Origin of the sequence: Streptomyces alboniger (assembly GCF_008704395.1) — a bacterium.
Lineage (GTDB): Bacteria > Actinomycetota > Actinomycetes > Streptomycetales > Streptomycetaceae > Streptomyces > Streptomyces alboniger.
On sequence record NZ_CP023695.1, the window covers coordinates 4,561,831 to 4,584,478 of the forward strand.

Below are 22,648 nucleotides of genomic sequence, written 5' to 3' on the forward strand. Positions count from 1 at the left end.
ATGTCCCCCGCTGTACGCGCTTGGGCCGCAGCCCGCCGCGAAGCACTGGACGACCGCGGCTCGGGCGCGGGCGCGGTCATCGTCTTCGCGCTCGTCTTCCTCGCCCTCGCCGCGTTCGTGATCGACGGCGGTCTCTCCATCTCCCAACGGGAACGCGCCGCGGACATCGCGGAGCAGGCCGCGCGCTATGCCGCGCAGGACCTCGACACCGAGGGCCTCTACGAGGGCGCCAAGGGCGCCCCCATCAACTTCGAGAACTGTGGCGCCCGCGTCCAGGCGTTCGTCCAGGAGGCCGGATTGAGCGGCGCGGACGCGGCAGCGACACACTGCGTCACGGCCAACGCCCAGCAGGTCGAGGTGGAGGTCCGGATGACGTACAGCCCTGTCTTCACCGGCATGTTCTACGGCGGCGACATCACGGTGACGGGGCGGGCGGTCGCGGAGAACGAGGTGGGCTGACATTCGGCAAGCCGCGGAGTGACCCCACTTGCTTGGACCCGCCCCCGCCCTTGCCGCCCTTCTCCCCGTCCGCCTCCACCGCGTCGGACAGCTCCGCGAGCTACCCCGTCGTGCGGCCGCGCGAATCGAGCCTTTGGCGCGGGCAGTTACCAAACGGGCGGCCCCCCAATCGCACCTCTGTTTGACCTTCGGCACCTTCCGTACCATCGCCTCAGTAGGCTGTTGCGTAAGCATCCACTCCTCCCCACAGGACACCAGGACTCCCGCCATGGCGCGCACCACCTCACGCTCGACGAGCCCGCCTGATCCGCAGTCGCCGCGGAACCGGACCCCGCAGCCGCTGCCGGGGCGTCGGCGTTCCGTCGGAGACTTCGTCAAGGCGTTCCTCGCCTTTGTCGCGCTGGCCGTGCTCCTGGTCGGCGTGCCGGGAGCCCTCGCGGTGTTCGTCGGGTGGCCGCTGCCGGACGGGACGCCCTCGCTGAGCTGGTTGCAGCAGGAGATCACCGTCGGCACGTTCATCAACGTGCTGACCGTCGTCGTCTGGTTCGCCTGGGCGCAGTTCACCGCCTGCGTACTCGTGGAGATAAAGGCCGCGCTCTCCGGAGTCGGCATTCCGAGCCGGGTCCCGGGAGCCGGTGGCAGCCAGCTGCTCGCGCGGCAACTCGTCGCCGCCCTCCTCCTCGTCGGCGCCACCGCCGCCGGCTTCGCGCCCGGCCTCTCGCAGTTCGGGCAGTCGCTGGAGGGGAACCAGAAGCCCGCCTCCGCGGCAAGCGCCCAGCAGACCCCCGGGGGCCTCTTCGGGCAGGAGCGGCAGCAGGCCGCCGGTGCCGCCGACGCGCTCGCCGCGCAGGCCGAGCAGGCCGCCGCGCACGCCGACGGAAGCGCCAAGGACGGCGACACGAAGTACTACCGGATCCAGCCCCCCGAGGGGCGCCACCACGACTCCCTGTGGGAGATCGCCGAGCGGCACCTCGGCGACGGCCGCAGGTACAAGGAGATCTACCAGCTCAACAAGGACCGTGAGCAGCCCGACGGATCGAAGCTCTCCGAGGCCAGCCTCATCCGGCCGGGCTGGATCATGGAGATGCCCGCGGACGCCCACGGCGGCGAGCTGGTCGAGATGCCCGACGAGGCGCCCAAGGTCTCCGAGGACGTCAAGGAGCAGATCTCCGACTACTCCAAGACCGGCGATCAGCGACAGGGCGGCGGCCAGGAGCAGGGCGGCGGCAGCTCCGTCGACCACGACACCGCGCACATCGTCCTTCCCGAGCAGCGCCCCGCCGCGCCCGGGAAGCCCGCCATGCCGCAGGCCCCGGCCACACCCGAGGCCCCCGCCGCCGAAGCCCCTGCCGCCGAAGGAGGCGGCACCGCGTCCGAGGGCTTCGGCTTCGGGCTGCCCGAGGCGCTCCTCGGCGCGCCCCTGCTCGCGGCCGGCCTGCTCGGTGCCCTCGGGCGCCGGCGCCGGCACGCCCTGTGGCAGTCGGCCGTGGGCGCGGTCGGCGGGCGTCGCGGCATGCATCCGCCCACCCCGACCGGGGACGCCGCCGCCGTGCAGGACGCGCTGCTCGTGGGCGCCGACCCCGACGGCGTACGCCTCCTCGACCTGTCGCTGCGCGGCCTCGCCGCCTCGCTCGCCGAGGAGAACCGCGCCCTGCCGACCGTGTACGCGGCCTGGCTCAGCAACGGCGACCTGCACCTCCAGCTCGCCCAGCCCGCCGGACGGCCGCCCGAGCCCTGGCAGCTGGGGCAGGACCAGACGTTCTGGGTGCTGTCCCGCGCCGACGCCGAGCGGTACGAGGACGCGGACACCGCCGCTCCCTACCCGGGGCTCGTCAGCCTCGGCACGCTCGGTGCCCCCGAGGAATCACGGCTGCTCCTCAACCTGGAGTCCGTGCCCGGCATCGTCTCGCTGAGCGGCCCCGCGAGCGACCGCGCCGCCGTCTTCGCCTCGGTCGCCGCCGAACTGGCCACCAACGGCTGGTCGGACCGCATGACCATCACCCTCGTCGGCTTCGGCCAGGACCTCACCCCGCTCGCCCCCAACCGGCTGCGGCACCTGGAGGACGTCGAGGCCCTCCTGGAGACCATGGAGGCCGAGACCCGGCAGCGGCGCGGCGCGCTCGGCGCCGCCGGGCACGACTCCGTGCTCACCGGCCGCACCGGCCCCGCCCAGCACACCCGCTGGGCCCCGCACCTCGTGCTGCTCGCCGCCGAACCGACCGGCGAGGACGCCGTCAAGCTCGCCGAACTGGCCGCCGACGCCAGCCGCCTGGGCATCGGCTATCTGGTCGGTACGGAGTCCGGGGACCTGCCCGGCGCCGCCTGGGAGATGGAGATCACCGGGGACGGCAAGCTGCTCGCGCCGCTGCTCGGCCTCGAACTGGTGGCCCAGACGCTGCCCGAGGCCCAGCAGCGTGCCGTCGTCCGGCTCTTCACCGAAGCCGACCCGGACGGCTCATCCGGCCCCACGGGCCCCGGCGACGGCCCCGCTGCCGCCTCGCCGCCGTTCCTCGTCGACGTCACCGAGCAGGGGCGGCCCGCGGTCTACGCCCGTCTCGTCGGTACGTACGAGATCATCGGCCTCGACACCCCGGACGGCGAGCGCAGCGCGCTGATGCACGAGGCGCTGGCCCTGCTCCTGATGCACCGCGAGGGCGTCCACCCCCGGGTGCTCGCCTCCGCGCTGTGGCCGCGCGGTGTCACCGAGGACGTACGCGACGCGCTCGTCGAGCGGCTGCGCGACTGGCTCGGCACCGACCCCGACGGATCGCACCGCCTGCGGGCCGACCGGAGCGGGCGGCTCACCCTCGCCGAGTCCGTCGTCTCGGACCTGGACGTGCTGCGCTCGCTGTACCACGAGGCCACGCAGGGGCGCGGCTCCGGCAACCGCGCCGTGCGCGGACGGATGCTCACCGACGCGCTGGTGCTCGTCCGCGGACCGCTGCTCGCCGACCGGCCGCAGGGGCGGTACGGATGGCTCACGCACGAGATCATCGACGCGCAGCTGCCGTTGCTCGTCGCCGACATCGGTCTCGCCCTCTCGGAGTTCCATTTGGAGAAGGGGCGGGCGGAGAAGGCGATCGAGGCGCTGAACGCCGCGCTGGGCTCCGCGCCGGGCGATGAGCGGCTCTGGAACGAGTTGCTCCGGGCGACGGCCGCGACGGAGGACCCCGCCCGCTTGCAGCGGGTCGCGGCTGATCTCCTGGCCCGGAGTGGGGCTCGGGGGTTGCCCGCACGTACCGAGGCGTTGCTGGATGAGTTGCTGCCCGCGTGGCGCAGTGGGGTCTCGGCTGCGGGTTAGTGGGGGGCTCTGCCGCCGCTTCGCGGCGATGTTCCCCACCCACCCGCCCGTTTGCCCCGCGTCGAATAGGTGAACGTCTTGATCGCGCTCCTCGTCCTTCTCGGCGCCCTCTGGGGCGCCCTCGCCGGGGTCCTCGTCCCCCGCGCCGCCTACCGCCTCTCCGTCCAGCCGGACGAGAGCTGGCGGCGCGAGTGCCCCGAGGGGCATCCCCTCGGCGCGTGGGTCGGGATCGCGCGGTGCGGGCACGGGGACACGTACGGACCCAGCACCCTCCTTCTCGCCGCCGCCACCGCGGCCGTCTGCGCCGCCCTCGCCGCCGCCACGGGGGCCCGCCCCGAGCTGGGGGCGTGGCTGCTGCTCGCGCCCTTCGGCGTGCTGCTCGCCGTGGTCGACTTCCGCGTGCACCGGCTGCCGGACGTGCTCACCCTGCCGCTCGCCGCGGGCGCGCTCGTGCTGCTCGGGGCCGCCGCGCTGGTGCCCGGGCACGCGGGGGAGTGGACGGTCGCGCTCTACGGGGCGCTCGCGCTGGCCGGCGCGTACTTCGTGCTCTTCCTCATCAACCCCAGCGGCATGGGCTTCGGCGACGTGAAGCTCGCCCTCGCCCTCGGGGCGGTGCTCGGCTGGTACGGGTGGGGCGCGCTGCTGCTCGGCACCTTCGCCGGGTTCGTCCTCGCCGCGCTGTACGGCATCGGGCTCGTCGCCGCCCGCCGCGCCGGGCGGAAGACGGCGATCCCCTTCGGGCCCTTCCTGGTCGGGGGAGCCTTCGTGGGCCTGCTGCTCGGGGCGTACTCCGCCTGACACCGGGATCCGCCTGGCGTCAGGCGTCCGGGAGGCCTGGCGTACGCTGGCTTGGTCCGTCCAGAACCCTTACGAAAGGGACGCCCCGGTGACCGAGAAGGCCGACCTTCAGTCCGTCCTCGACCGTGCCGCCGCAGGTGGCCGGATCACCCCCGAGGAGGCGCTCGCCCTCTACCGGGACGCCCCGCTGCACGCGCTCGGCGCCACCGCCGACGCCGTGCGCCGCCGCCGCTACGCCGGTACGGAGCACATCGCGACGTACATCATCGAGCGGAACATCAACTACACGAACGTCTGCGTGACGGCCTGCAAGTTCTGCGCCTTCTACGCCGCCCCGAAGGACACCAGGAAGGGCTGGAGCCGCGACCTCGACGACATCCTGCGCCGCTGCGCGGAGACGGTCGAGCTGGGCGGCACGCAGATCATGTTCCAGGGCGGACACCACCCGGACTACGGCGTCGAGTACTACGAGAAGCACTTCGCGGCGATCAAGGAGAACTTCCCGCAGCTGGTCATCCACTCCCTCGGCGCGTCCGAGGTCGAGCACATGGCCCGCATCTCCAAGGTCTCCGTCGAGGAGGCCATCCAGCGGATCAACGCCGCCGGGCTCGACTCCTTCGCGGGCGCGGGCGCCGAGCTGCTGCCCGAGCGGCCGCGCAAGGCCATCGCCCCGCTCAAGGAGAGCGGCGAGCGCTGGCTGGAGATCATGGAGATCGCCCACAACCTGGGCGTGGAATCGACGTCCACCATGCTCATGGGCACGGGCGAGACCAACGCCGAGCGCATCGAGCACCTGCGGATGATCCGCGACGTACAGGACCGGACCGGAGGCTTCCGGGCCTTCATCCCGTACACGTACCAGCCCGAGAACAACCACCTCAAGGGCCGTACGCAGGCGACGATCTTCGAGTACATCCGCATGATCGCGATCGCCCGCATCTTCCTCGACAACGTCGCGCACATCCAGGGCTCCTGGCTGACCACCGGCAAGGAGGCGGGCCAACTGACGCTGCACTACGGGGCGGACGACCTCGGCTCGGTCATGCTGGAGGAGAACGTCGTCTCCTCGGCGGGCGCCAAGCACCGCTCGAACCTGCGCGAGATGATCGACATGATCCGTACGGCGGACCGCGTCCCGGCCCAGCGCGCCACCACGTACGAACACCTGGTCGTGCACGACGACCCGGCGAACGACCCGGTCGACGACCGCGTCGCCTCCCACATCTCGTCCACGGCGATCGAGGGCGGCACGGCACATCCCGAGCTGAAGCTCCTCGCCACGAACTGAGCCCGCCGTGCTGACACTTCACGTCGCCGAACGCTCTCCGGAGGCGGCGGTCCTGGCCGACGGGGCAAGCGTCGCCGCCGTCGGCCCGTACGAGGATCTGGCCGCCGCGCACCCGGCGGCCCGGGTCCGCCGCTGGCCCGGCATCCTCACCCCCGGCCTGCTCAATCCGTACGGCCCGGAACTTCTCGAAGCGACCTACCACCCGGACCCGCGCGAGGCCGACAGCCTCGGCACGGAGCCCATCACCGGGGAACGCGCGCGGGCCATCTTCCGCGCCGACCCGGCCCGTCTCGGCGCCAGCGCCCGGCGGGGCGTGCAGCGGATGCTGGCGCACGGCACGGTGGCGGTAGCGGGCGAGCTGCGGGCCCGCCCGGTCCTGGACGCGCTCCGCAGGGCAGGCCTGGCGGTAGCGCAACGCCCGCCACGCCTGCCGGGCCCCCCGTCCCTCTCACCGACCCCGTTGGTCCTCCTGCCCGCACTGACCAGCGGCGGCCCGGCCCGCTTCGCGATCTTCGACGTACCGTCCCGGCCCGAACTGGTAAGACAGGGCCCGCAAACGTGCGTGGCGACGGTGGTGGCCGGCAGACTGGTGTACAGAGCCCGCTGAGGACCCCGCAAGGATGGCCCCGTAAGGGGCGCGGGGAACGGCGCGAGCGACCAAAACCAAACCCGCACGCGCCAGGAGGCGGCATCGGGCAGACGAGAGGCCGAACCGGCCCGCCGCAGGCGTGAAGCCCGCCGCAGGCGAAGAGCCCGCCGCCTGAAGCGAGGACCCGCCTGCCACAATGGCGGGGTGACCCGAGCCACCCTGGAAAAGCAGCCGCACGAAGTCGCCACGATGTTCGACGACGTCGCGGAACGATACGACCTCACCAACGACGTGCTCTCCCTCGGCCAGGCCCGCCTCTGGCGCAAGGAGGTGGCGAAGGCGGTCGACGCGCGCCCCGCGCAGAAGGTCCTGGACCTCGCCGCCGGCACCGCCACGTCCTCGCAGCCCTTCGCCCGGGCCGGCGCGTACGTCGTGCCCTGCGACTTCTCGCTCGGGATGCTCCAGGTGGGCAAGAAGCGTCATCCCTGGATGCCGTTCACGGCCGGCGACGGGACGAAGCTGCCGTTCAAGGACGACACCTTCGACGCCGTCACCATCTCCTTCGGGCTGCGCAACATCCAGGACACCGACGCCGCGCTGCGCGAGCTGTACCGCGTGACGAAGCCCGGCGGCCGGGTCGTGATCTGCGAGTTCTCCAGCCCGACATGGGCGCCGTTCAGGACGGTCTACACCGAGTACCTGATGCGGGCGCTGCCGCCGGTCGCCCGCGCGGTGTCCTCCAACCCCGACGCCTACGTCTACCTCGCCGAGTCGATCCGCTCCTGGCCCGACCAGCCCGCGCTCGCCGCGCGGCTGCGGGACGCGGGCTGGTCGCAGGTGGCCTGGCGGAACCTCACGGGCGGCGTCGTGGCGCTGCACCGGGGCTTCAAGCGGGACTGAACAAGGAACTGGGTCCGGGCGGGAACCGGCCACCGGGCAAGATGTGTCCGTTGATACGACCCGCGCCGAAACTTATGCGGTTCTTATAGGGTCGGTCCTTCCCGCTCATGGGCGGGTTCTCCTGGACTGTGACGGAGCGTTTGATGGCGTCGTACTGCCCGCACTGCGGGGCCGCTGCCCCTGATGAGGCCCGCTTCTGCATGAAGTGCGGCAAGGAACGCCCTTCAGAGCCGACGGCTCCGCAGGCACCATCCGCTCCAACGAAGGCTCCCGAGACGGAGGTTCCCGCTGCCGGTGACGCGGCTCCGGACGGCCGGCCTCCGGAGGACGCCGCTCCCTCGGCGCCCACATCGCCACCCCCACCCGCCTACACCCCGGCCCCCGCCCTCGCCCCCGGTCCCGGCCCCGCCCAACCCTCCGCCGTAGGCGCCTTCTTCGGGCGTACGTTCCGCGGCGACTGGGCCGGATCCGCGCAGGCCGCGCTCTGGCCCCTCGCACTGCTGCTCATCGGCGCCATCGGCATCGCGATCCCCTCGTACGGCCAGGACGACGAGGTGGTCGTCGACTTCACCGACCGGCTGCGGATCGGCCTCGCGCTGCTCCTCCAATCGGTGGGCGGCGGCTTCGAGGTGACGGGCGGTGACCGCCGGCCGGGCCTCGGCGGGTCGGACGGTCTCGGCTCGGACGGCCTGGGATCGGGCGGGCTCGGCTCCGACGGCCTCGGATCGGACGGCCTCGGATCGGGTGGGCTCGGTTCGGACGCCTCCGGGTCCGCCCTCGAAGGCAGCGTCTCCCTCCACTTCGTCCCGCTCACCGTGACCGCGCTGGTGATCGTGGCGCTCTTCATCGGCGTACGCGTTCTCCGCAACCGCCTCGTCGCGCGGGGGCACGGCGGCCAGGGTGGCGGCGGCACGGCCGGGCTGGAAGCGGCCCTGCGCGTCACGCTGTTGGTGACCGCGGGCGTACTGGCGCTCGCGCTCTTCGCGCAGCCCGAGATCGAGAGCTTCGAGCTGTCCTCGTCCCCGGCGCTCGCCGCGCTCGGCGCACTGGTGCTCACGCTCGTCGTCTCCTGTGGCGTGCTGCACCCGTGGGGCGCCGCGCGCCCCGCCGCGCAGACCGCGGTCCGGGCCGTGGGTACCGCGCTGCGCGCCCTCGCCGTCGTCCTCGTGCTCTGCTCGCTCGTCGCCTTCATCAGCCTGGCGCAGGTGGACGACCTGAAGGAGATCACCGACCTCGACGACGCCGACATCTCGCCGCTCCTGGTCGCACTGCTCATCCTGCCGAACCTCGCGATCGCGGCGCTCGGCATCGGCTGGGGCGCGGGCGTCGAGGCCTCCGTGAGCGGCACCAGTTCGCTGTACGGCGGCGGGTCCGAGAGCAGGTCCTTCGGCCTCTCCGAGCTGGGTGACGCCACCAACGACTGGGCGATCGTGGGCGCGTTGGCGCTCGGCCTGGTCTGCGCGCTGACGATCGGCGTCCTCGCCGCACGCCGCTGCGCGAACCGCGGTGAGCAACTGCTGTCCGCCGCCGTCTTCTTCGGCCTCGTCCTGCTGCTCGCCGGGGTCGGCGGGACCGGCTTCGAGGCGTCCGGCGCGGCTGTCGGCGGCGGTTCGGGCTTCGGCGGGCGCAGCGGCAACGGCGAGGTGGGGCTGGGTCTCAGCGTCTCGGAGGTGCTGCTCTTCGGGCTGCTCTGGGTCTCCGCGGCCGCACTGCTCGGCCCGTACCTGCTGCGGATGGCGGGCCAGGGTGGAGCCCCCGCCGCCCCCGCGTACGCACCTGGAGTGCCGCACACCCCGGCCACCCCGCACGCCCCGGCCAACCCAGCCACTCCGGCAGGCCCCGCACCGACGCCCTCGGGGAGCACCCCCACCCCCGCCGAAGCCGCCGCGTACATCACCCAGTCGGCGCCCGGCACGCCCCCGGCGGGAACTCCCACCACCCCCACCCCCGCGTACGCCCCCCAGGCCCCTCACGCCCCTCACACCGTCCACCTCGGCCACCAGCCCCCCGTCGCCAAGCCGCGCGGCCGGGCCGGTGTCTGGGTGGGCACGCTCGCCGGGGCCTTCCTCATCGGCGGCGGTGCCACGGCCGGGGTTCTGATCTGGCAGGACAACGCCGACGACAAGACGGACAGCGCGGGCAAGGACGGCAAACCCGCGGTCAGCCGGTCCGAGGAGCCGAGCCGCGAGCCGAGCCGGGCCCCCGAACCGGCCACCTCGCCGGAGGCCCGGCGGAGTCCGGAGCCGAGCGACGGCGCGGGCCCCGGCGCGGCCGACGAGACCGATGACACCGGCGCCCCCGAGGGCTCCGAGCGGGTGACCGACACCGAGGGGTTCTCCTTCGCGGTCCCGGAGGGCTGGACGCGGCAGCCCGTGAACCCGGAGCGCCCGGGGCAGATCACGTACGGTTCGGCCGGCCGTGAGCAGTTCCTCGTCGGCGTGGTCAAGGACGCGCCCTACACGTCGTACGAGAACTTCACGAAGATCGAGAAGGACACCAAGTCCGCCCCGGACAAGTCGGACTACGACCGGATCCGGCTGGAGCGCAACACCTTCCAGGGGCAGGACGGCGCGGTCTGGGAGTACACGTACACCGACGAGGCGGGCCGCACGATCCACGCCGTCAACCAGAGTTACGTCGCGCAGAACGGCACGGAGTACGCGATCCAGCTCTCCTGGCGCGAGAGCTTCTGGAGCGCGGGCGAGGGCGTGAGGACGCACCGGACCGCGCTGGAGACCTGGCGGCTCACCGACTGACCCCCGCCGCTCCCGCCACGCCCCGCCGCTCCCGCCGCCCGCGCCACGGCCCCGTTACAGCGTGAGCCGGAAGCAGTACGCCACGCGCCGCCCCTCGCCGTCGCCCGGCGTCGACGGCGTGGTGAACGTCTCGCCGAGGTCCATGCCGAGCCGCCGGGTCACCGCGACGGAGCGTTCGTTGCCGGCGTCGACCATCGCCACCACGCTCGGCACGCCACGCTCGCGCAGCCGTTCGACGGTGGCGCGGGCGGCGGCGGTCGCGTATCCCTTGCCCCAGGCCGCGCGGGCCAGCCGCCAGCCCATCTCGATCTCGCCGGCGGGGCCCCACGCGCGGGCCCACGGCTGGGCGCCCGCGAAGCCGATCGGCTCACCGGCCCCGTCGAGCAATGTCCAGAGGCAGTAACCCAGTTCGGCGTCGTGTCTGCGCTGGCGCGCGGTCAGCTCCTCGTACATGGACAGCTCCGCGGGCACGCCGCCGTGGAACTCCATGACCTCGGGATCGTCGAAGAGCCGGTGCCACACGAAGGCGTCCTCATGGGTGGGAACGCGCAGCCGTACGGCGGGAAGCTGTACGGCGGGCAGGGTCTCGGTCTGCTCGGTCACGTGTGGCCCTTCGGCTGGCTGATCGGTACCGCCTCATAGACTGCCCGTATCCCGTGCCGGTCGGCACACAGATTTCGAGCCTTGGGGAGAACCCGCCGTGACCGAGCCCCTCTCCGAACACACAGCGGACGTCATCGTCGTCGGAGCCGGGCCCGCCGGTTCGACCACGGCGTACTACCTGGCGAAGGCCGGGCTCGACGTCCTCCTCCTGGAGAAGACCGCGTTCCCGCGCGAGAAGGTCTGCGGCGACGGACTCACCCCGCGCGCCACCAAGCAGCTCGTGTCCATGGGCATCGACATCTCCGAAGAGGCGGGCTGGCTGCGCAACAAGGGCCTGCGCATCATCGGCGGCGGTGTACGGCTCCAGCTGGACTGGCCCGACCTCGCCTCGTACCCCGACTACGGCCTCGTACGGAAGCGCGACGACTTCGACGAGCAGCTCGCCCGGCAGGCCCAGAAGGCGGGCGCACGGCTGCACGAGCGGTGCAACGTGGGCGAGCCGGTCATCGACGACCGCACCGGCCGCGTCACCGGCGTGCACGCCAAGCTCGGCGAGGAGAAGACCCCGGTCACCTTCCACGCCCCGCTCGTCGTCGCGGCCGACGGCAACTCCTCGCGGATCTCGCTGGCCATGGGCCTGCACCGGCGCGAGGACCGCCCGATGGGCGTCGCCGTGCGGACGTACTTCACCTCGCCCCGCCACGACGACGACTACCTGGAGTCCTGGCTGGAGCTGTGGGACCGCCGCGGGCCCGGCGAGGACCGGCTCCTTCCCGGCTACGGCTGGATCTTCGGCATGGGCGACGGCACGTCCAACGTGGGCCTCGGCATCCTCAACTCCTCCAAGGCCTTCCGCGAGCTGGACTGGCGCGAGGTCCTCAAGGCGTGGTGCGCCTCGATGCCACAGGACTGGGGCTACACCCCCGAGAACATGACGATGCCGATCCGCGGCGCCGCCCTGCCGATGGCCTTCAACCGCCAGCCGCACTACACCAAGGGCCTGCTGCTCGTCGGTGACGCGGGCGGTCTGGTGAACCCCTTCAACGGCGAGGGCATCGCGTACGCCATGGAGTCGGGCCAGATCGCCGCCGACGTCATCGTGCAGGCCCACGCGCGTGCCACCCCCGCCCAGCGCGAACTGGCGCTCCAGAACTACCCGAAGACCCTCAAGGAGACCTACGGCGGCTACTACACGCTGGGCCGCGCCTTCGTGAAGCTCATCGGCAACCCGAAGGTCATGAAGATCGCCACGCAGCGCGGCCTGACGCACCCCATCCTGATGAAGTTCACGCTGAAGATGCTGGCGAACCTCACGGACCCGACGGGCGGCGACGCCATGGACCGCATCATCAACGGACTGAGCAAGGTGGCGCCGAAGGCGTGAGCGACGTGCACGGCGGCCCCGCCTCGGTGGACCGCGCGCTCGATCTCCTGGAGGCGGTCGCCCGGTCCGCGGAGCCGGTCGGTGCCAAGGCCCTCGCGAGGGAGCTGGGCTGTGCCCTCTCGACGGTCTACCACCTGCTGGCTCCGCTGACCGCGCGCGGCCATGTGGCCCGCACCCCGGGCGGGTACGTCCTCGGGCCGCGGGTGCCCTCCCTGTACCGCTCGTTCCAGCGGCACGCGGGGATCGACGCGGGCACCCGGGGGCTGCTGATGGGCGTGCGCCGCGCCGCGGGCGCCCACGCGTATCTGAGCGTGCGTCGCGGTGGGCGGATCGCGGTGATCGACAGCACCACGGCCGTCACGGCCCACGGCGCCGACCCGTTCGAGGTCGGCCTCGACCAGGGCGCGCACGCCACCGCACACGGCAAGGTCCTGCTCGCTTCCCTGCCACGGCGGGCCCGGCGCCGCTATCTCGACGAGTTCGGGCTGCCCCGGCTGACCGAGCACACCATCACGAGCCCGGACCGCTTCGAGGCCGAACTGCGCCGGGTGCGCGCGGCGGGCGTCGCGGTGTCGGTGGGGGAGACGGACCCGGCGTACACCTGCGTGGCGGTACCCCTCGGGGACGGGACACGGGCGCTGTCGGTCTCGCTGCCGACGGCGCACTCCCGCGGGCGCCGCGCGGAGTTGGCGCGGATCCTCACGCGGGCCGCGCGGCACGGCTTTCCGGCAGCGTCGGAATAGCGGGCCCCTCCGGTTGCCGGGCACGGCGGGCGGGCGGACGCTGGCCGCATGATTTTCATCGCCGTCAAGTTCACCGTCCGCCCCGAGCACGCCGACACCTGGCTGGAGCGGACCGCCGAATTCACCCGGGCCACGCGCGCCGAGCCCGGCAACCTCTTCTACGAGTGGTCGCGCAGCGTCGACGACCCCCACCAGTTCGTGCTCCTGGAGGCCTTCGCCTCGCCCGAGGCGGGTGCCGCGCACGTCGAGTCCGACCACTTCAAGGCCGGCATGGAGACGATGGCCGAGGCGATCGCCGAGGTCCCGCGGATCGTGAACACGGAGATTCCGGGCGACGACTGGTCCCGGATGGCCGAGCTTTCCCCGAAGAACGCCTGAGAAGAGGCCTGAGAAGGCGTCTCAGGGCACGCCGAGGGCCGGAACCCCACCCAGGGGGTTCCGGCCCTCGATCGTGTCTCTGTGGGGCCGTCAGAGGACGCGCACGGCGCCCGAGGCCGGGTAACCGGACAGGTCCTGGATGACAACGCCCTTGCTGGGGTTGGCGGCGTCCAGGTACTGGCCGTTACCGATGTACACACCGACGTGGTACGCGGAACCGGCGCCACCCCAGTAAAGGATGTCGCCCACCTGGATGTTGGAGAGCGAGACCGGCGTACCGGCGACCGACTGGTCCTGCGAGACGCGCGGAAGGTCCACGCCCGCCTGCTTGAACGCGGCCTGCACCAGGCTGGAGCAGTCCCAGGCGTTGGGGCCCGAGGCGCCCATCACGTACGCGTCGCCGAGCTGCGCCTTGAGGAAGCTGATGACCGTGCCGACGCTGCCGCTGGCCGGGGCGGCGACCGAGTCCGAGGCGGTGGAGCCGGAACCGGCGCCGGAGCCCGAGGTCGACTGGGTGGAGAGCGAGGTGCGCTCGGTGGCACGGGAGGCGCGCTCCTCCTCGGCCTTCTTCTCCGCGGCGGCCTCGGCCTTGCGCTTGGCCTCGGCCTTCTTCTCGGCCTGCGCCTGGTCTTCCTTGGCCTGCTTGGCGGCCTTGGCGGCGGCGGCGTCCTGCTCGGCGCGCGACTCGTAGGTGTCCGCGGCCTGCTGGGTGAGGTCGGCCGACTGCGCGATCTGCGCGGACAGATCGGTGGTGAGCGTGGGCATTTCGATGGTCTCGGTCACCGGCTCGGCCGCGTTCGCCGTACCGGCCGCCGCGGCCACTGCCAGGGTGCTGAGGACGCCACCGGCAACTCCGGCGCGCAGGGCGAGCTTGGAGGCGCTGCGACGGGGCTTCCGGTGGCTGGGTATGTGAGCGGTGTGGGACATGAGAACAACCGCTATCAGGGACTCGTGGTTCCCTTCAAGAAACGTGTGCTGCGCCACAGTTGCCGCTCACGGCCCTGAATCCCGGGCGTGTCGCTCTTTATTGACGCCGTAACGGGCAATGCGGACACCGGCGATCACGCCTGTGATCATGGGTTTTCTGAGATACGCCCGAATTGCCCACGGTCTACCACCGGTTGAGGCCGTTGGCCAAGCCCGGTTGATTGGGCATAGGGGGTGCTGTGAGGCAGGTCACAGGGGTACCTCCTCGGGGATCTCCCTGAGATCTCGCTGAGACCTCCCTGAGATCTCCCGTACTTTTCGGCTGCCCTACGGGTGGATTCCCAACCGTTCGCGCGGGGGCCGACGGTTCCTCGTGAATCGACGCACGCGTCCACATCTGTCCCCGTCGCTGCCGCCAAAGTGTGAACGCGGCGCCTTTATCAAGGGATCGCGTTCAGCGCCAATTTGCTTGGGATGTCCACCTCTTGATAGAGCAACACGCCTTCGACCAGGCATGACTCGCCGGGATGTCACCTCTAGTGATCACTCAGGCGCTTCGCGTACGAAGATCACCGCTCATCCGACTTCATGATCCTTCGTCAGGTGGTGGAGATCACAAAGCCGTTGTCGCACCCCGTGTCGCAGATCACAGACCGGCGGGCATAAGATGCGGGGCAGTTGGGCTTGTGACCTGCTTCACATGTAAGCGATCTTCAGTGGAGGACGGGCCGGGTCCGACGTAACCGCCAACAGTCAGTGCCGACTGAGAGGAGCGAGGAGCGTGAACGCCTATGCGCCCATCCTCGTGCTGGGAGCCCTCGGGGCAGGCTTTGCGATCTTCTCCGTGGTCATGGCCACGCTTATCGGTCCAAAGCGGTACAACCGCGCGAAGCTAGAGGCCTATGAGTGCGGTATCGAGCCGACGCCGACGCCGGCCGGTGGTGGGCGATTCCCCATCAAGTACTACCTGACGGCGATGCTCTTCATCGTCTTCGACATCGAGATCGTCTTCCTCTACCCCTGGGCCGTCACCTTCGACGCGCTGGGGATTTTCGGGCTCGTGGAGATGCTGCTCTTCGTGCTCACCGTCTTCGTCGCGTACGCGTACGTATGGCGGCGCGGCGGCCTGGAATGGGACTAAAGGTCTGAGGGGCCAAAGAGCATGGGACTCGAAGAGAAACTGCCGAGCGGTTTTCTGCTGACCACCGTCGAACAAGCCGCGGGCTGGGTGCGCAAGTCATCCGTCTTCCCCGCCACGTTCGGCCTCGCGTGCTGCGCCATCGAGATGATGACGACGGGTGCGGGGCGGTACGACCTGGCGCGCTTCGGCATGGAGGTCTTCCGCGGCTCGCCGCGCCAGGCGGATCTGATGATCGTGGCCGGCCGGGTGAGCCAGAAGATGGCGCCGGTCCTGCGGCAGGTCTATGACCAGATGCCCAACCCCAAGTGGGTGATCTCGATGGGGGTTTGTGCTTCATCGGGCGGGATGTTCAACAATTACGCGATTGTGCAAGGTGTGGACCATGTCGTCCCTGTTGACATCTATTTGCCCGGTTGTCCACCGCGGCCCGAGATGCTGATGGACGCGATTCTCAAGCTCCACCAGAAGATCCAGGGCTCCAAGCTCGGCGTGAACGCGGAAGAAGCGGCCCGCGAGGCGGAGGAGGCGGCCCTCAAGGCGCTCCCCACCATTGAGATGAAGGGGCTGCTGCGGTGAGCGACTCGCACGGCACGCACGACTCGCACGACGAGCACCTGAACGGCAACGGCGTCCCCGCCCCGCGCGACGCGGCCGGCGAGGTCATCCGCGTACGCAAGGGCATGTTCGGCGCCGAGGACGGCGGCGACACCTCCGGCTACGGCGGGCTCGTACGGACCATCACGCTGCCCGGCGCCTCCGCGCGCCCCTACGGCGGCTGGTTCGACGAGGTCGCGGACGAGCTGGAGGGCGCCCTGGAGGAACAGGGCCTGCTCCCGGAGAACGCGATCGAGAAGACGGTCGTCGACCGCGGCGAGCTGACCTTCCACATCGCGCGCGAGCACCTCCCGCGCGTCGCCCGGACGCTGCGCGACGACCCCGCCCTGCGCTTCGAACTGTGCACGGGCGTCTCGGGCGTGCACTTCCTGGAGGACAAGGGCCGCGAGCTGCACGCCGTCTACCACCTGCGCTCCCTCACCCACAACCGGTTGATCCGGCTCGAAGTCAGCGCACCCGACGCCGATCCGCACGTCCCCTCGCTCGTCTCCGTCTACCCGACGAACGACTGGCACGAGCGTGAGACGTACGACTTCTTCGGGCTGATCTTCGACGGTCACCCGGCCCTGACGCGGATCATGATGCCGGACGACTGGCAGGGCTTCCCGCAGCGCAAGGACTACCCCCTCGGCGGCATCCCCGTCGAGTACAAGGGCGCCCAGATCCCGGCTCCGGACCAGCGGAGGTCGTACAACTGATGTCTGCTTCTCATGCTTCTGCTCGGGAGACGACCGAGGGGACCGTATATACGGTCACCGGCGGCGACTGGGACGAGGTCGTCCAGTCCGCCGCGAAGGCCGACGACGAGCGCATCATCGTCAACATGGGGCCCCAGCACCCCTCCACGCACGGCGTGCTCCGCCTGATCCTGGAGATCGAGGGCGAGACCGTCTCCGAGGCCCGCTGCGGCATCGGCTATCTGCACACGGGCATCGAGAAGAACCTCGAATACCGCACGTGGACGCAGGGCACGACGTTCGTCACGCGCATGGACTACCTGACGCCGTTCTTCAACGAGACGGCGTACTGCCTCGGGGTCGAGAAGCTCCTCGGCATCGAGGACCAGATCCCGGACCGCGCCTCGGTCATCCGCGTCCTCCTCATGGAGCTGAACCGCCTCTCCTCGCACCTGGTGTGCATCGCCACCGGCGGCATGGAACTGGGCGCGACCACGATCATGATCTACGGCTTCCGTGATCGTGAACTCATTCTCGACATCTACGAGTTGATCACCGGCCTGCGCATGAACCACGCGTACATCCGGCCCGGCGGGCTCGCCCAGGACCTGCCGCCCGGCGCGGTGGACCAGATCCGCGAGTTCGTGAAGAAGATGAACAAGAACCTTCCCGAGTACGACAAGCTCGCCACCGGGAACCCCATCTTCAAGGCCCGCATGCAGGACGTCGGCTACCTCGACCTCGCCGGGTGCATGGCACTCGGCGCCACGGGCCCCGTGCTGCGCTCGGCGGGCCTGCCGCACGACCTGCGCAAGTCCCAGCCCTACTGCGGCTACGAGAACTACGACTTCGACATCCCGACCGCGGACACCTGCGACTCCTACGGGCGCTTCCTCATCCGCCTCGAGGAGATGCGCCAGTCGCTGCGCATCGTCGAGCAGTGCCTGGACCGGCTGCGGCCCGGACCCGTGATGGTCGCCGACAAGAAGATCGCCTGGCCCGCCCAGCTGGCGCTCGGCCCGGACGGCCTCGGCAACTCGCTCGACCACATCAAGAAGATCATGGGCACCTCCATGGAATCCCTGATCCACCACTTCAAGCTGGTGACCGAGGGCTTCCGGGTCCCCGCCGGACAGGCGTACACCGCGGTCGAGTCGCCCAAGGGTGAACTCGGCGTGCACGTCGTCTCCGACGGCGGCACTCGCCCCTACCGGGTCCACTTCCGCGACCCGTCCTTCACCAACCTCCAGGCCATGGCGGCGATGTGCGAGGGCGGCCAGGTCGCCGACGTCATCGTCGCCGTCGCGTCCATCGACCCCGTGATGGGAGGCGTCGACCGGTGACCACCACTCCTTCGGAGCAGGCCACGGGCGTCAGCCTGGGCATGCCCCAACTCCCCGCCCCCGACTACCCGGCCGACGTCCGGGCCCGGCTCGACGCGGACGCCAGGGAGATCATCGCCCGCTATCCGGATTCGCGGTCCGCGCTCCTGCCCCTGCTGCACCTGGTGCAGTCGGAGGAAGGCCACGTCACGCGCACGGGCATGCGGTTCTGCGCCGAGACGCTGGGCCTGACCACCGCTGAGGTCACGGCCGTCGCGACCTTCTACACCATGTACCGGCGCAAGCCCTCCGGCGACTACCAGGTCGGCGTCTGCACCAACACCCTGTGCGCGGTCATGGGCGGCGACGCGATCTTCGACGAACTCAAGGCCCACCTCGGCGTCGGCAACGACGAGACGACCGAGGACGGCAAGATCACCCTTGAGCACATCGAGTGCAACGCCGCCTGCGACTTCGCCCCCGTGGTGATGGTCAACTGGGAGTTCTTCGACAACCAGACCCCCCAGTCCGCCAAGCGCCTCGTCGACGACCTGCGCGCCGGCGTCCCCGTGGAACCCACCCGCGGCGCGCCGATCTGCACCTACAAGGAGACCGCCCGGATCCTGGCGGGCTTCCCCGACGAGCGGCCCGGCGCCGTCGAGGCGAGCGGCGGCGCGGGCCCCGCCTCACTGATCGGACTGCGCCTGGCCAAGGGCGAGGCGCCGCAACGCCGCGTGGTCCACCCGCGCGCGGGAGGCCCGCAGGACGACGGCTCCCACCCGGGCGCGCAGGACGCCGCCGAGCACCTCAGCTCGCACGACGCACCGCAGCAGACCTCGGCATCCGACCCGGCCCACCCGGCCGGACCGACCGCCGAGGAGGGGGAGTGATGACCTTGGCAGCCGAGATCGACAACGAGACCAGCCCCGAGAAACTGCTCTCGCCGGTCCTCTCCGCCTTCTGGGACGAGGAGAAGCCCTGGACGCTGGAGACCTACCGGCGGCACGAGGGGTACGAGGGCCTGCGCAAGGCGCTCGCCATGGCCCCGGACGACCTCATCGCGTACGTGAAGGACGCGGGTCTGCGGGGCCGCGGCGGCGCCGGATTCCCCACCGGGATGAAGTGGCAGTTCATCCCGCAGGGAGACGGCAAGCCGCACTATCTAGTTGTCAACGCCGACGAGTCGGAGCCGGGGACCTGCAAGGACATCCCGCTCCTCTTCGCGAACCCGCATTCCCTCATCGAGGGGATCGTGATCGCCTGCTACGCGATCCGGTCGTCGCATGCCTTCATCTATCTGCGGGGCGAGGTCGTCCCCGTGCTGCGCAGGCTGCACGAAGCCGTCCGCGAGGCCTATGCGGCGGGCTACCTCGGCAAGAACATCCTGGGCAGCGGACTCGATCTGGAACTCACCGTGCACGCGGGCGCGGGCGCGTACATCTGCGGTGAGGAGACCGCGCTGCTCGACTCGCTCGAAGGCCGTCGAGGCCAACCGCGACTGCGTCCCCCCTTCCCTGCCGTCGCGGGCCTTTACGCATGCCCCACTGTCGTGAACAACGTCGAGTCCATCGCGTCGGTTCCCGCGATCCTGAACCGCGGGAAAGACTGGTTCAAGTCGATGGGCAGCGAGAAGTCCCCGGGCTTCACGCTCTACTCGCTGAGCGGCCACGTCACCAACCCCGGCCAGTACGAGGCCCCGCTCGGCATCACGCTGCGCCAGCTGCTCGACATGAGCGGCGGCATGCGCGCCGGACACCGGCTCAAGTTCTGGACGCCCGGCGGCTCCTCGACGCCGATGTTCACCGACGAACACCTCGACGTCCCCCTCGACTACGAGGGCGTGGGCGCCGCCGGATCGATGCTCGGCACCAAGGCGCTCCAGTGCTTCGACGAGACGACGTGCGTCGTACGGGCCGTGACCCGCTGGACCGAGTTCTACGCCCACGAGTCCTGCGGCAAGTGCACGCCCTGCCGTGAAGGGACGTACTGGCTGGTGCAGTTGCTCCGCGACATCGAGGCGGGCAAGGGCGTCATGGCCGACCTCGACAAGCTGAACGACATCGCCGACAACATCAACGGCAAGTCGTTCTGCGCCCTCGGCGACGGCGCGGCCTCGCCGATCTTCTCCTCGCTGAAGTACTTCCGCGAGGAGTACGAGCAGCACATCACCGGCAGGGGCTGCCCCTTCGACCCGGCCAAGTCGACTCTCTGGGCCGACCGGCCCGCCGAAAACTCGGAGGTGAACGCATGACAGTGACCACGAACAGCGCTCCCTCCGGGGGCGGTGAGGCGGCCGTCCCACCGGAGGACCTCGTGTCGCTGACGATCGACGGCATCGACATCAGCGTCCCCAAGGGGACGCTCGTGATCCGCGCCGCCGAGCTCCTCGGCATCGAGATCCCCCGGTTCTGCGACCACCCGCTGCTCGACCCGGCGGGCGCCTGCCGCCAGTGCATCGTGGAGGTGGAGGGCCAGCGCAAGCCGATGGCGTCCTGCACCATCACCTGCACCGACGGCATGGTTGTGAAGTCGCAGCTGACCTCGCCGGTCGCCGAGAAGGCGCAGCGCGGCGTGATGGAGCTGCTGCTCATCAACCACCCGCTGGACTGCCCGGTGTGCGACAAGGGTGGTGAATGCCCGCTTCAGAACCAGGCGATGCAGGTCGGCGACCCGGACTCCCGCTTCGACGGCAAGAAGCGGACCTACGAGAAGCCGGTGCCGATCTCCACGCAGGTACTGCTCGACCGCGAGCGGTGCGTGCTGTGCGCGCGCTGCACCCGGTTCAGCAACCAGATCGCCGGCGACCCGATGATCGAGCTGATCGAGCGCGGCGCCCTCCAGCAGGTCGGCACGGGCGAGGGCGACCCCTTCGAGTCGTACTTCTCCGGGAACACCATCCAGATCTGCCCGGTCGGCGCGCTGACCTCGGCGGCGTACCGCTTCCGCTCGCGCCCCTTCGACCTGGTGTCCTCGCCGTCGGTGTGCGAGCACTGCTCGGGCGGCTGCGCTACCCGCACGGACCACCGCCGCGGCAAGGTCATGCGGCGGCTCGCCGCGGAGGACCCCGAGGTCAACGAGGAGTGGATGTGCGACAAGGGACGCTTCGCCTTCCGCTACGCCCAGCGGCCCGACCGGCTCACCCACCCCCTGGTGCGCAACGCCGCGGGTGAGCTGGAGCCCGCCAGCTGGCCCGAGGCCCTTGCCGCCGCGGCCCGCGGCCTTGCTGCCGCGCGCGGCCGGGCGGGGGTGCTGACCGGCGGCAGGCTGACGGTCGAGGACGCCTACGCGTACAGCAAGTACGCGCGCGTGGCGCTCGACACGAACGACATCGACTTCCGCGCGCGCGTGCACAGCAGCGAGGAGGCCGACTTCCTCGCGGCGCGGGTGGCCGGACGGGGCCTGGACCTCGACGGGACCGGTGTCACGTACGCCGCTCTGGAGAAGGCCCCCGCCGTCCTGCTGGTCGGCCTGGAGTCCGAGGAGGAGGCGCCCGGCGTCTTCCTGCGGCTGCGCAAGGCCTGGCGCAAGCACGGCCAGCGAACCTTCTCCCTCGCCACGCACATGACCCGGGGCCTGGAGAAGGCGGGCGGCACGCTGCTGCCCGCGGCTCCCGGCACCGAGACCGAGTGGCTGGACGCGCTCGCCGGTAGAACGGTCCTCGCGGACGACGGGGCCAAGGCCGCCGAGGCGCTGCGCACTTCAGGCGCTGTCCTCGTCATCGGAGAGCGGCTCGCGGCGGTGCCCGGCGGGCTCACCGCGGCGGCGCGGGCCGCATCCGCGACCGGCGCCCAGCTGGTGTGGATCCCGCGCAGGGCCGGGGAGCGGGCCGCCGTCGAGGTGGGCGCGCTGCCGTCGCTGCTGCCCGGCGGGCGCCCGGCCACCGACCCGCGCGCGCGGGACGAGGTCGCGGCCGCCTGGGGTGTCGCCGAACTCCCGCACCGCTACGGCCGCGACACCGGACAGATCGTCGAGGCCGCCGCGACCGGTGAACTCGGCGCGCTGCTCGTCGCGGGCGTCGAGGTGGCCGACCTGCCCGACCCGGCACGCGCGCGTGAGGCGCTCGACGCGGTGGGCTTCCTGGTCTCGCTGGAGCTGCGGCCCAGCGAGGTGACGGAGCGCGCGGACGTCGTTCTTCCGGTGGCCGCGGTCGCGGAGAAGCCGGGCACGTTCCTCAACTGGGAGGGCCGTGCGCGCATGTTCGACGCCGCGCTCAAGCCGGACCACATGACGCGCAGGCTGGCGCCCACCGACGCGCGTGTGCTCCACATGCTCGCCGACGCCGGCGACATCCACCTCGGACTGCCCGACCTGGTGACGCTCCGCCGCGAGCTGGACCGGCTCGGCGGCTGGGACGGGTCGTACGCGGGCGAGCCCCGCGAGACGGCGGTACAGCCGCCGCGGCCCGCCTCCGGAGAGGCCGTCCTGGCCGGTCACCGGCTGCTGCTGGACCAGGGCCGCCTCCAGGACGGCGACGAGGCGCTGGCCGGTACGCGGCACGCCGCCCACGCGCGCGTGTCGGCGGCCACGGCGGCCGAGGCGGGCGTGAAGGACGGTGATCTCCTCGCGGTCACCGGCCCCGCCGGCTCGACGGCGCTGCCGCTCCAGGTCACGGAAATGCCCGACCGCGTGGTCTGGCTGCCGCTGAACTCGACCGGGGGAGGCGTCACTTCGGACACCGGCGCCCGCCCCGGCGATCTCGTCCGTATCGGCCCGGCGGTCCTGCCGGAGCCCCCCGAGGCCCCGGAGGTGACGTCGTGACGCACACCG

19 protein-coding genes are annotated in these 22,648 nt (G+C 71.4%); 17 read left to right on the forward strand and 2 right to left on the reverse strand.

The features are described from left to right. The 7 genes from CP975_RS20405 to CP975_RS20435 all read left to right on the forward strand — a co-directional run bounded on the left by CP975_RS20405 (position 1) and on the right by CP975_RS20435 (position 10,091). Positions 1-459, forward strand: coding sequence for a TadE/TadG family type IV pilus assembly protein (locus tag CP975_RS20405; RefSeq protein WP_055529964.1), 459 nt, complete (start codon positions 1-3; stop codon positions 457-459). A gap of 268 nt (positions 460-727) precedes the next feature. Beyond that, complete coding sequence (locus tag CP975_RS20410) at positions 728-3,760, forward strand: bacterial transcriptional activator domain-containing protein (RefSeq protein ID WP_055529933.1); 3,033 nt, start codon at positions 728-730, stop codon at positions 3,758-3,760. Between the two features lie 78 nt (positions 3,761-3,838). Beyond that, positions 3,839-4,558 (forward strand): prepilin peptidase, encoded by a 720-nt coding sequence (locus tag CP975_RS20415; protein WP_150477934.1) that lies wholly within the window; start codon positions 3,839-3,841, stop codon positions 4,556-4,558. Positions 4,559-4,646: 88 nt separating this feature from the next. Beyond that, positions 4,647-5,846 carry a cyclic dehypoxanthinyl futalosine synthase gene (gene mqnC / locus CP975_RS20420; RefSeq protein ID WP_055536482.1) on the forward strand — a complete coding sequence of 400 codons (1,200 nt, stop codon included), beginning with the start codon at positions 4,647-4,649 and terminating at the stop codon, positions 5,844-5,846. A 7-nt stretch (positions 5,847-5,853) separates the two neighbouring features. Further along, positions 5,854-6,453: an amidohydrolase family protein gene (locus CP975_RS20425; RefSeq protein ID WP_055536481.1), complete on the forward strand. Its 600-nt coding sequence runs from the start codon at positions 5,854-5,856 to the stop codon at positions 6,451-6,453. 186 nt (positions 6,454-6,639) lie between these two features. Further along, complete coding sequence (locus CP975_RS20430) at positions 6,640-7,335, forward strand: demethylmenaquinone methyltransferase (protein WP_055536480.1); 696 nt, start codon at positions 6,640-6,642, stop codon at positions 7,333-7,335. Positions 7,336-7,478: 143 nt separating this feature from the next. Continuing rightward, complete coding sequence (locus CP975_RS20435; protein ID WP_246201575.1) at positions 7,479-10,091, forward strand: zinc-ribbon domain-containing protein; 2,613 nt, start codon at positions 7,479-7,481, stop codon at positions 10,089-10,091. Positions 10,092-10,145: 54 nt separating this feature from the next. Here the strand turns inward: CP975_RS20435 and CP975_RS20440 are convergent, their stop codons facing one another. Beyond that, positions 10,146-10,694, reverse strand: coding sequence for a GNAT family N-acetyltransferase (locus CP975_RS20440; RefSeq protein ID WP_246201576.1), 549 nt, complete (start codon positions 10,692-10,694; stop codon positions 10,146-10,148). A gap of 97 nt (positions 10,695-10,791) precedes the next feature. Between CP975_RS20440 and CP975_RS20445 the strand changes: the two genes are divergently transcribed. From CP975_RS20445 to CP975_RS20455, 3 genes are read left to right on the forward strand one after another with little or no spacing between them, the layout of a single operon-like run. Then, the gene (locus CP975_RS20445; protein WP_055529397.1) at positions 10,792-12,078 is read left to right on the forward strand and encodes a geranylgeranyl reductase family protein; all 1,287 of its coding nucleotides are present in this window, start codon (positions 10,792-10,794) and stop codon (positions 12,076-12,078) included. Then, positions 12,075-12,821, forward strand: a complete 747-nt coding sequence (locus CP975_RS20450; protein WP_199782937.1) for an IclR family transcriptional regulator — start codon at positions 12,075-12,077, stop codon at positions 12,819-12,821. Before CP975_RS20445 ends, CP975_RS20450 begins: the two co-directional genes overlap by 4 nt. 48 nt (positions 12,822-12,869) lie before the next feature. Continuing rightward, positions 12,870-13,199, forward strand: a complete 330-nt coding sequence (locus tag CP975_RS20455) for a putative quinol monooxygenase (protein ID WP_055529395.1) — start codon at positions 12,870-12,872, stop codon at positions 13,197-13,199. A gap of 90 nt (positions 13,200-13,289) precedes the next feature. Here the strand turns inward: CP975_RS20455 and CP975_RS20460 are convergent, their stop codons facing one another. Then, positions 13,290-14,126, reverse strand: coding sequence for a C40 family peptidase (locus CP975_RS20460; protein WP_070321180.1), 837 nt, complete (start codon positions 14,124-14,126; stop codon positions 13,290-13,292). A gap of 781 nt (positions 14,127-14,907) precedes the next feature. Between CP975_RS20460 and CP975_RS20465 the strand changes: the two genes are divergently transcribed. The 7 genes from CP975_RS20465 to CP975_RS20495 are packed head-to-tail and all read left to right on the forward strand — an operon-like array spanning position 14,908 to position 22,639. Then, positions 14,908-15,267 carry an NADH-quinone oxidoreductase subunit A gene (locus tag CP975_RS20465; protein ID WP_003992243.1) on the forward strand — a complete coding sequence of 120 codons (360 nt, stop codon included), beginning with the start codon at positions 14,908-14,910 and terminating at the stop codon, positions 15,265-15,267. A gap of 21 nt (positions 15,268-15,288) precedes the next feature. Continuing rightward, the gene (locus CP975_RS20470; RefSeq protein WP_031035164.1) at positions 15,289-15,843 is read left to right on the forward strand and encodes a NuoB/complex I 20 kDa subunit family protein; all 555 of its coding nucleotides are present in this window, start codon (positions 15,289-15,291) and stop codon (positions 15,841-15,843) included. Between the two features lie 38 nt (positions 15,844-15,881). Further along, the gene (locus CP975_RS20475; RefSeq protein ID WP_246201802.1) at positions 15,882-16,580 is read left to right on the forward strand and encodes an NADH-quinone oxidoreductase subunit C; all 699 of its coding nucleotides are present in this window, start codon (positions 15,882-15,884) and stop codon (positions 16,578-16,580) included. After that, positions 16,580-17,902, forward strand: a complete 1,323-nt coding sequence (locus CP975_RS20480; RefSeq protein ID WP_055529389.1) for an NADH-quinone oxidoreductase subunit D — start codon at positions 16,580-16,582, stop codon at positions 17,900-17,902. The genes CP975_RS20475 and CP975_RS20480 overlap by 1 nt, the downstream gene beginning before the upstream one ends. Further along, on the forward strand, positions 17,899-18,771 hold the full coding sequence (gene nuoE / locus CP975_RS20485) for an NADH-quinone oxidoreductase subunit NuoE (RefSeq protein ID WP_055529387.1): 873 nt from the start codon (positions 17,899-17,901) through the stop codon (positions 18,769-18,771). Before CP975_RS20480 ends, nuoE begins: the two co-directional genes overlap by 4 nt. After that, positions 18,771-20,132, forward strand: a complete 1,362-nt coding sequence (nuoF, locus tag CP975_RS20490) for an NADH-quinone oxidoreductase subunit NuoF (protein ID WP_055529385.1) — start codon at positions 18,771-18,773, stop codon at positions 20,130-20,132. The genes nuoE and nuoF overlap by 1 nt, the downstream gene beginning before the upstream one ends. Continuing rightward, on the forward strand, positions 20,129-22,639 hold the full coding sequence (locus tag CP975_RS20495; RefSeq protein WP_055529383.1) for an NADH-quinone oxidoreductase subunit G: 2,511 nt from the start codon (positions 20,129-20,131) through the stop codon (positions 22,637-22,639). The genes nuoF and CP975_RS20495 overlap by 4 nt, the downstream gene beginning before the upstream one ends. The last annotated feature ends 9 nt before the right edge of the window (positions 22,640-22,648 follow it).

Bases quoted from the DNA above. Each gene is read 5' to 3' on its own strand.
- CP975_RS20405 (WP_055529964.1), top strand. From the start codon at position 1: ATGTCCCCCGCTGTACGCGCTTGGGCCGCAGCCCGCCGCGAAGCACTG.
- CP975_RS20410 (WP_055529933.1), top strand. From the start codon at position 728: ATGGCGCGCACCACCTCACGCTCGACGAGCCCGCCTGATCCGCAGTCG.
- CP975_RS20435 (WP_246201575.1), top strand. From the start codon at position 7,479: ATGGCGTCGTACTGCCCGCACTGCGGGGCCGCTGCCCCTGATGAGGCC.
- CP975_RS20455 (WP_055529395.1), top strand. From the start codon at position 12,870: ATGATTTTCATCGCCGTCAAGTTCACCGTCCGCCCCGAGCACGCCGAC.
- CP975_RS20460 (WP_070321180.1), bottom strand. From the start codon at position 14,126: ATGTCCCACACCGCTCACATACCCAGCCACCGGAAGCCCCGTCGCAGC.
- CP975_RS20470 (WP_031035164.1), top strand. From the start codon at position 15,289: ATGGGACTCGAAGAGAAACTGCCGAGCGGTTTTCTGCTGACCACCGTC.
- CP975_RS20480 (WP_055529389.1), top strand. From the start codon at position 16,580: ATGTCTGCTTCTCATGCTTCTGCTCGGGAGACGACCGAGGGGACCGTA.
- nuoF (WP_055529385.1), top strand. From the start codon at position 18,771: ATGACCTTGGCAGCCGAGATCGACAACGAGACCAGCCCCGAGAAACTG.
- CP975_RS20495 (WP_055529383.1), top strand. From the start codon at position 20,129: ATGACAGTGACCACGAACAGCGCTCCCTCCGGGGGCGGTGAGGCGGCC.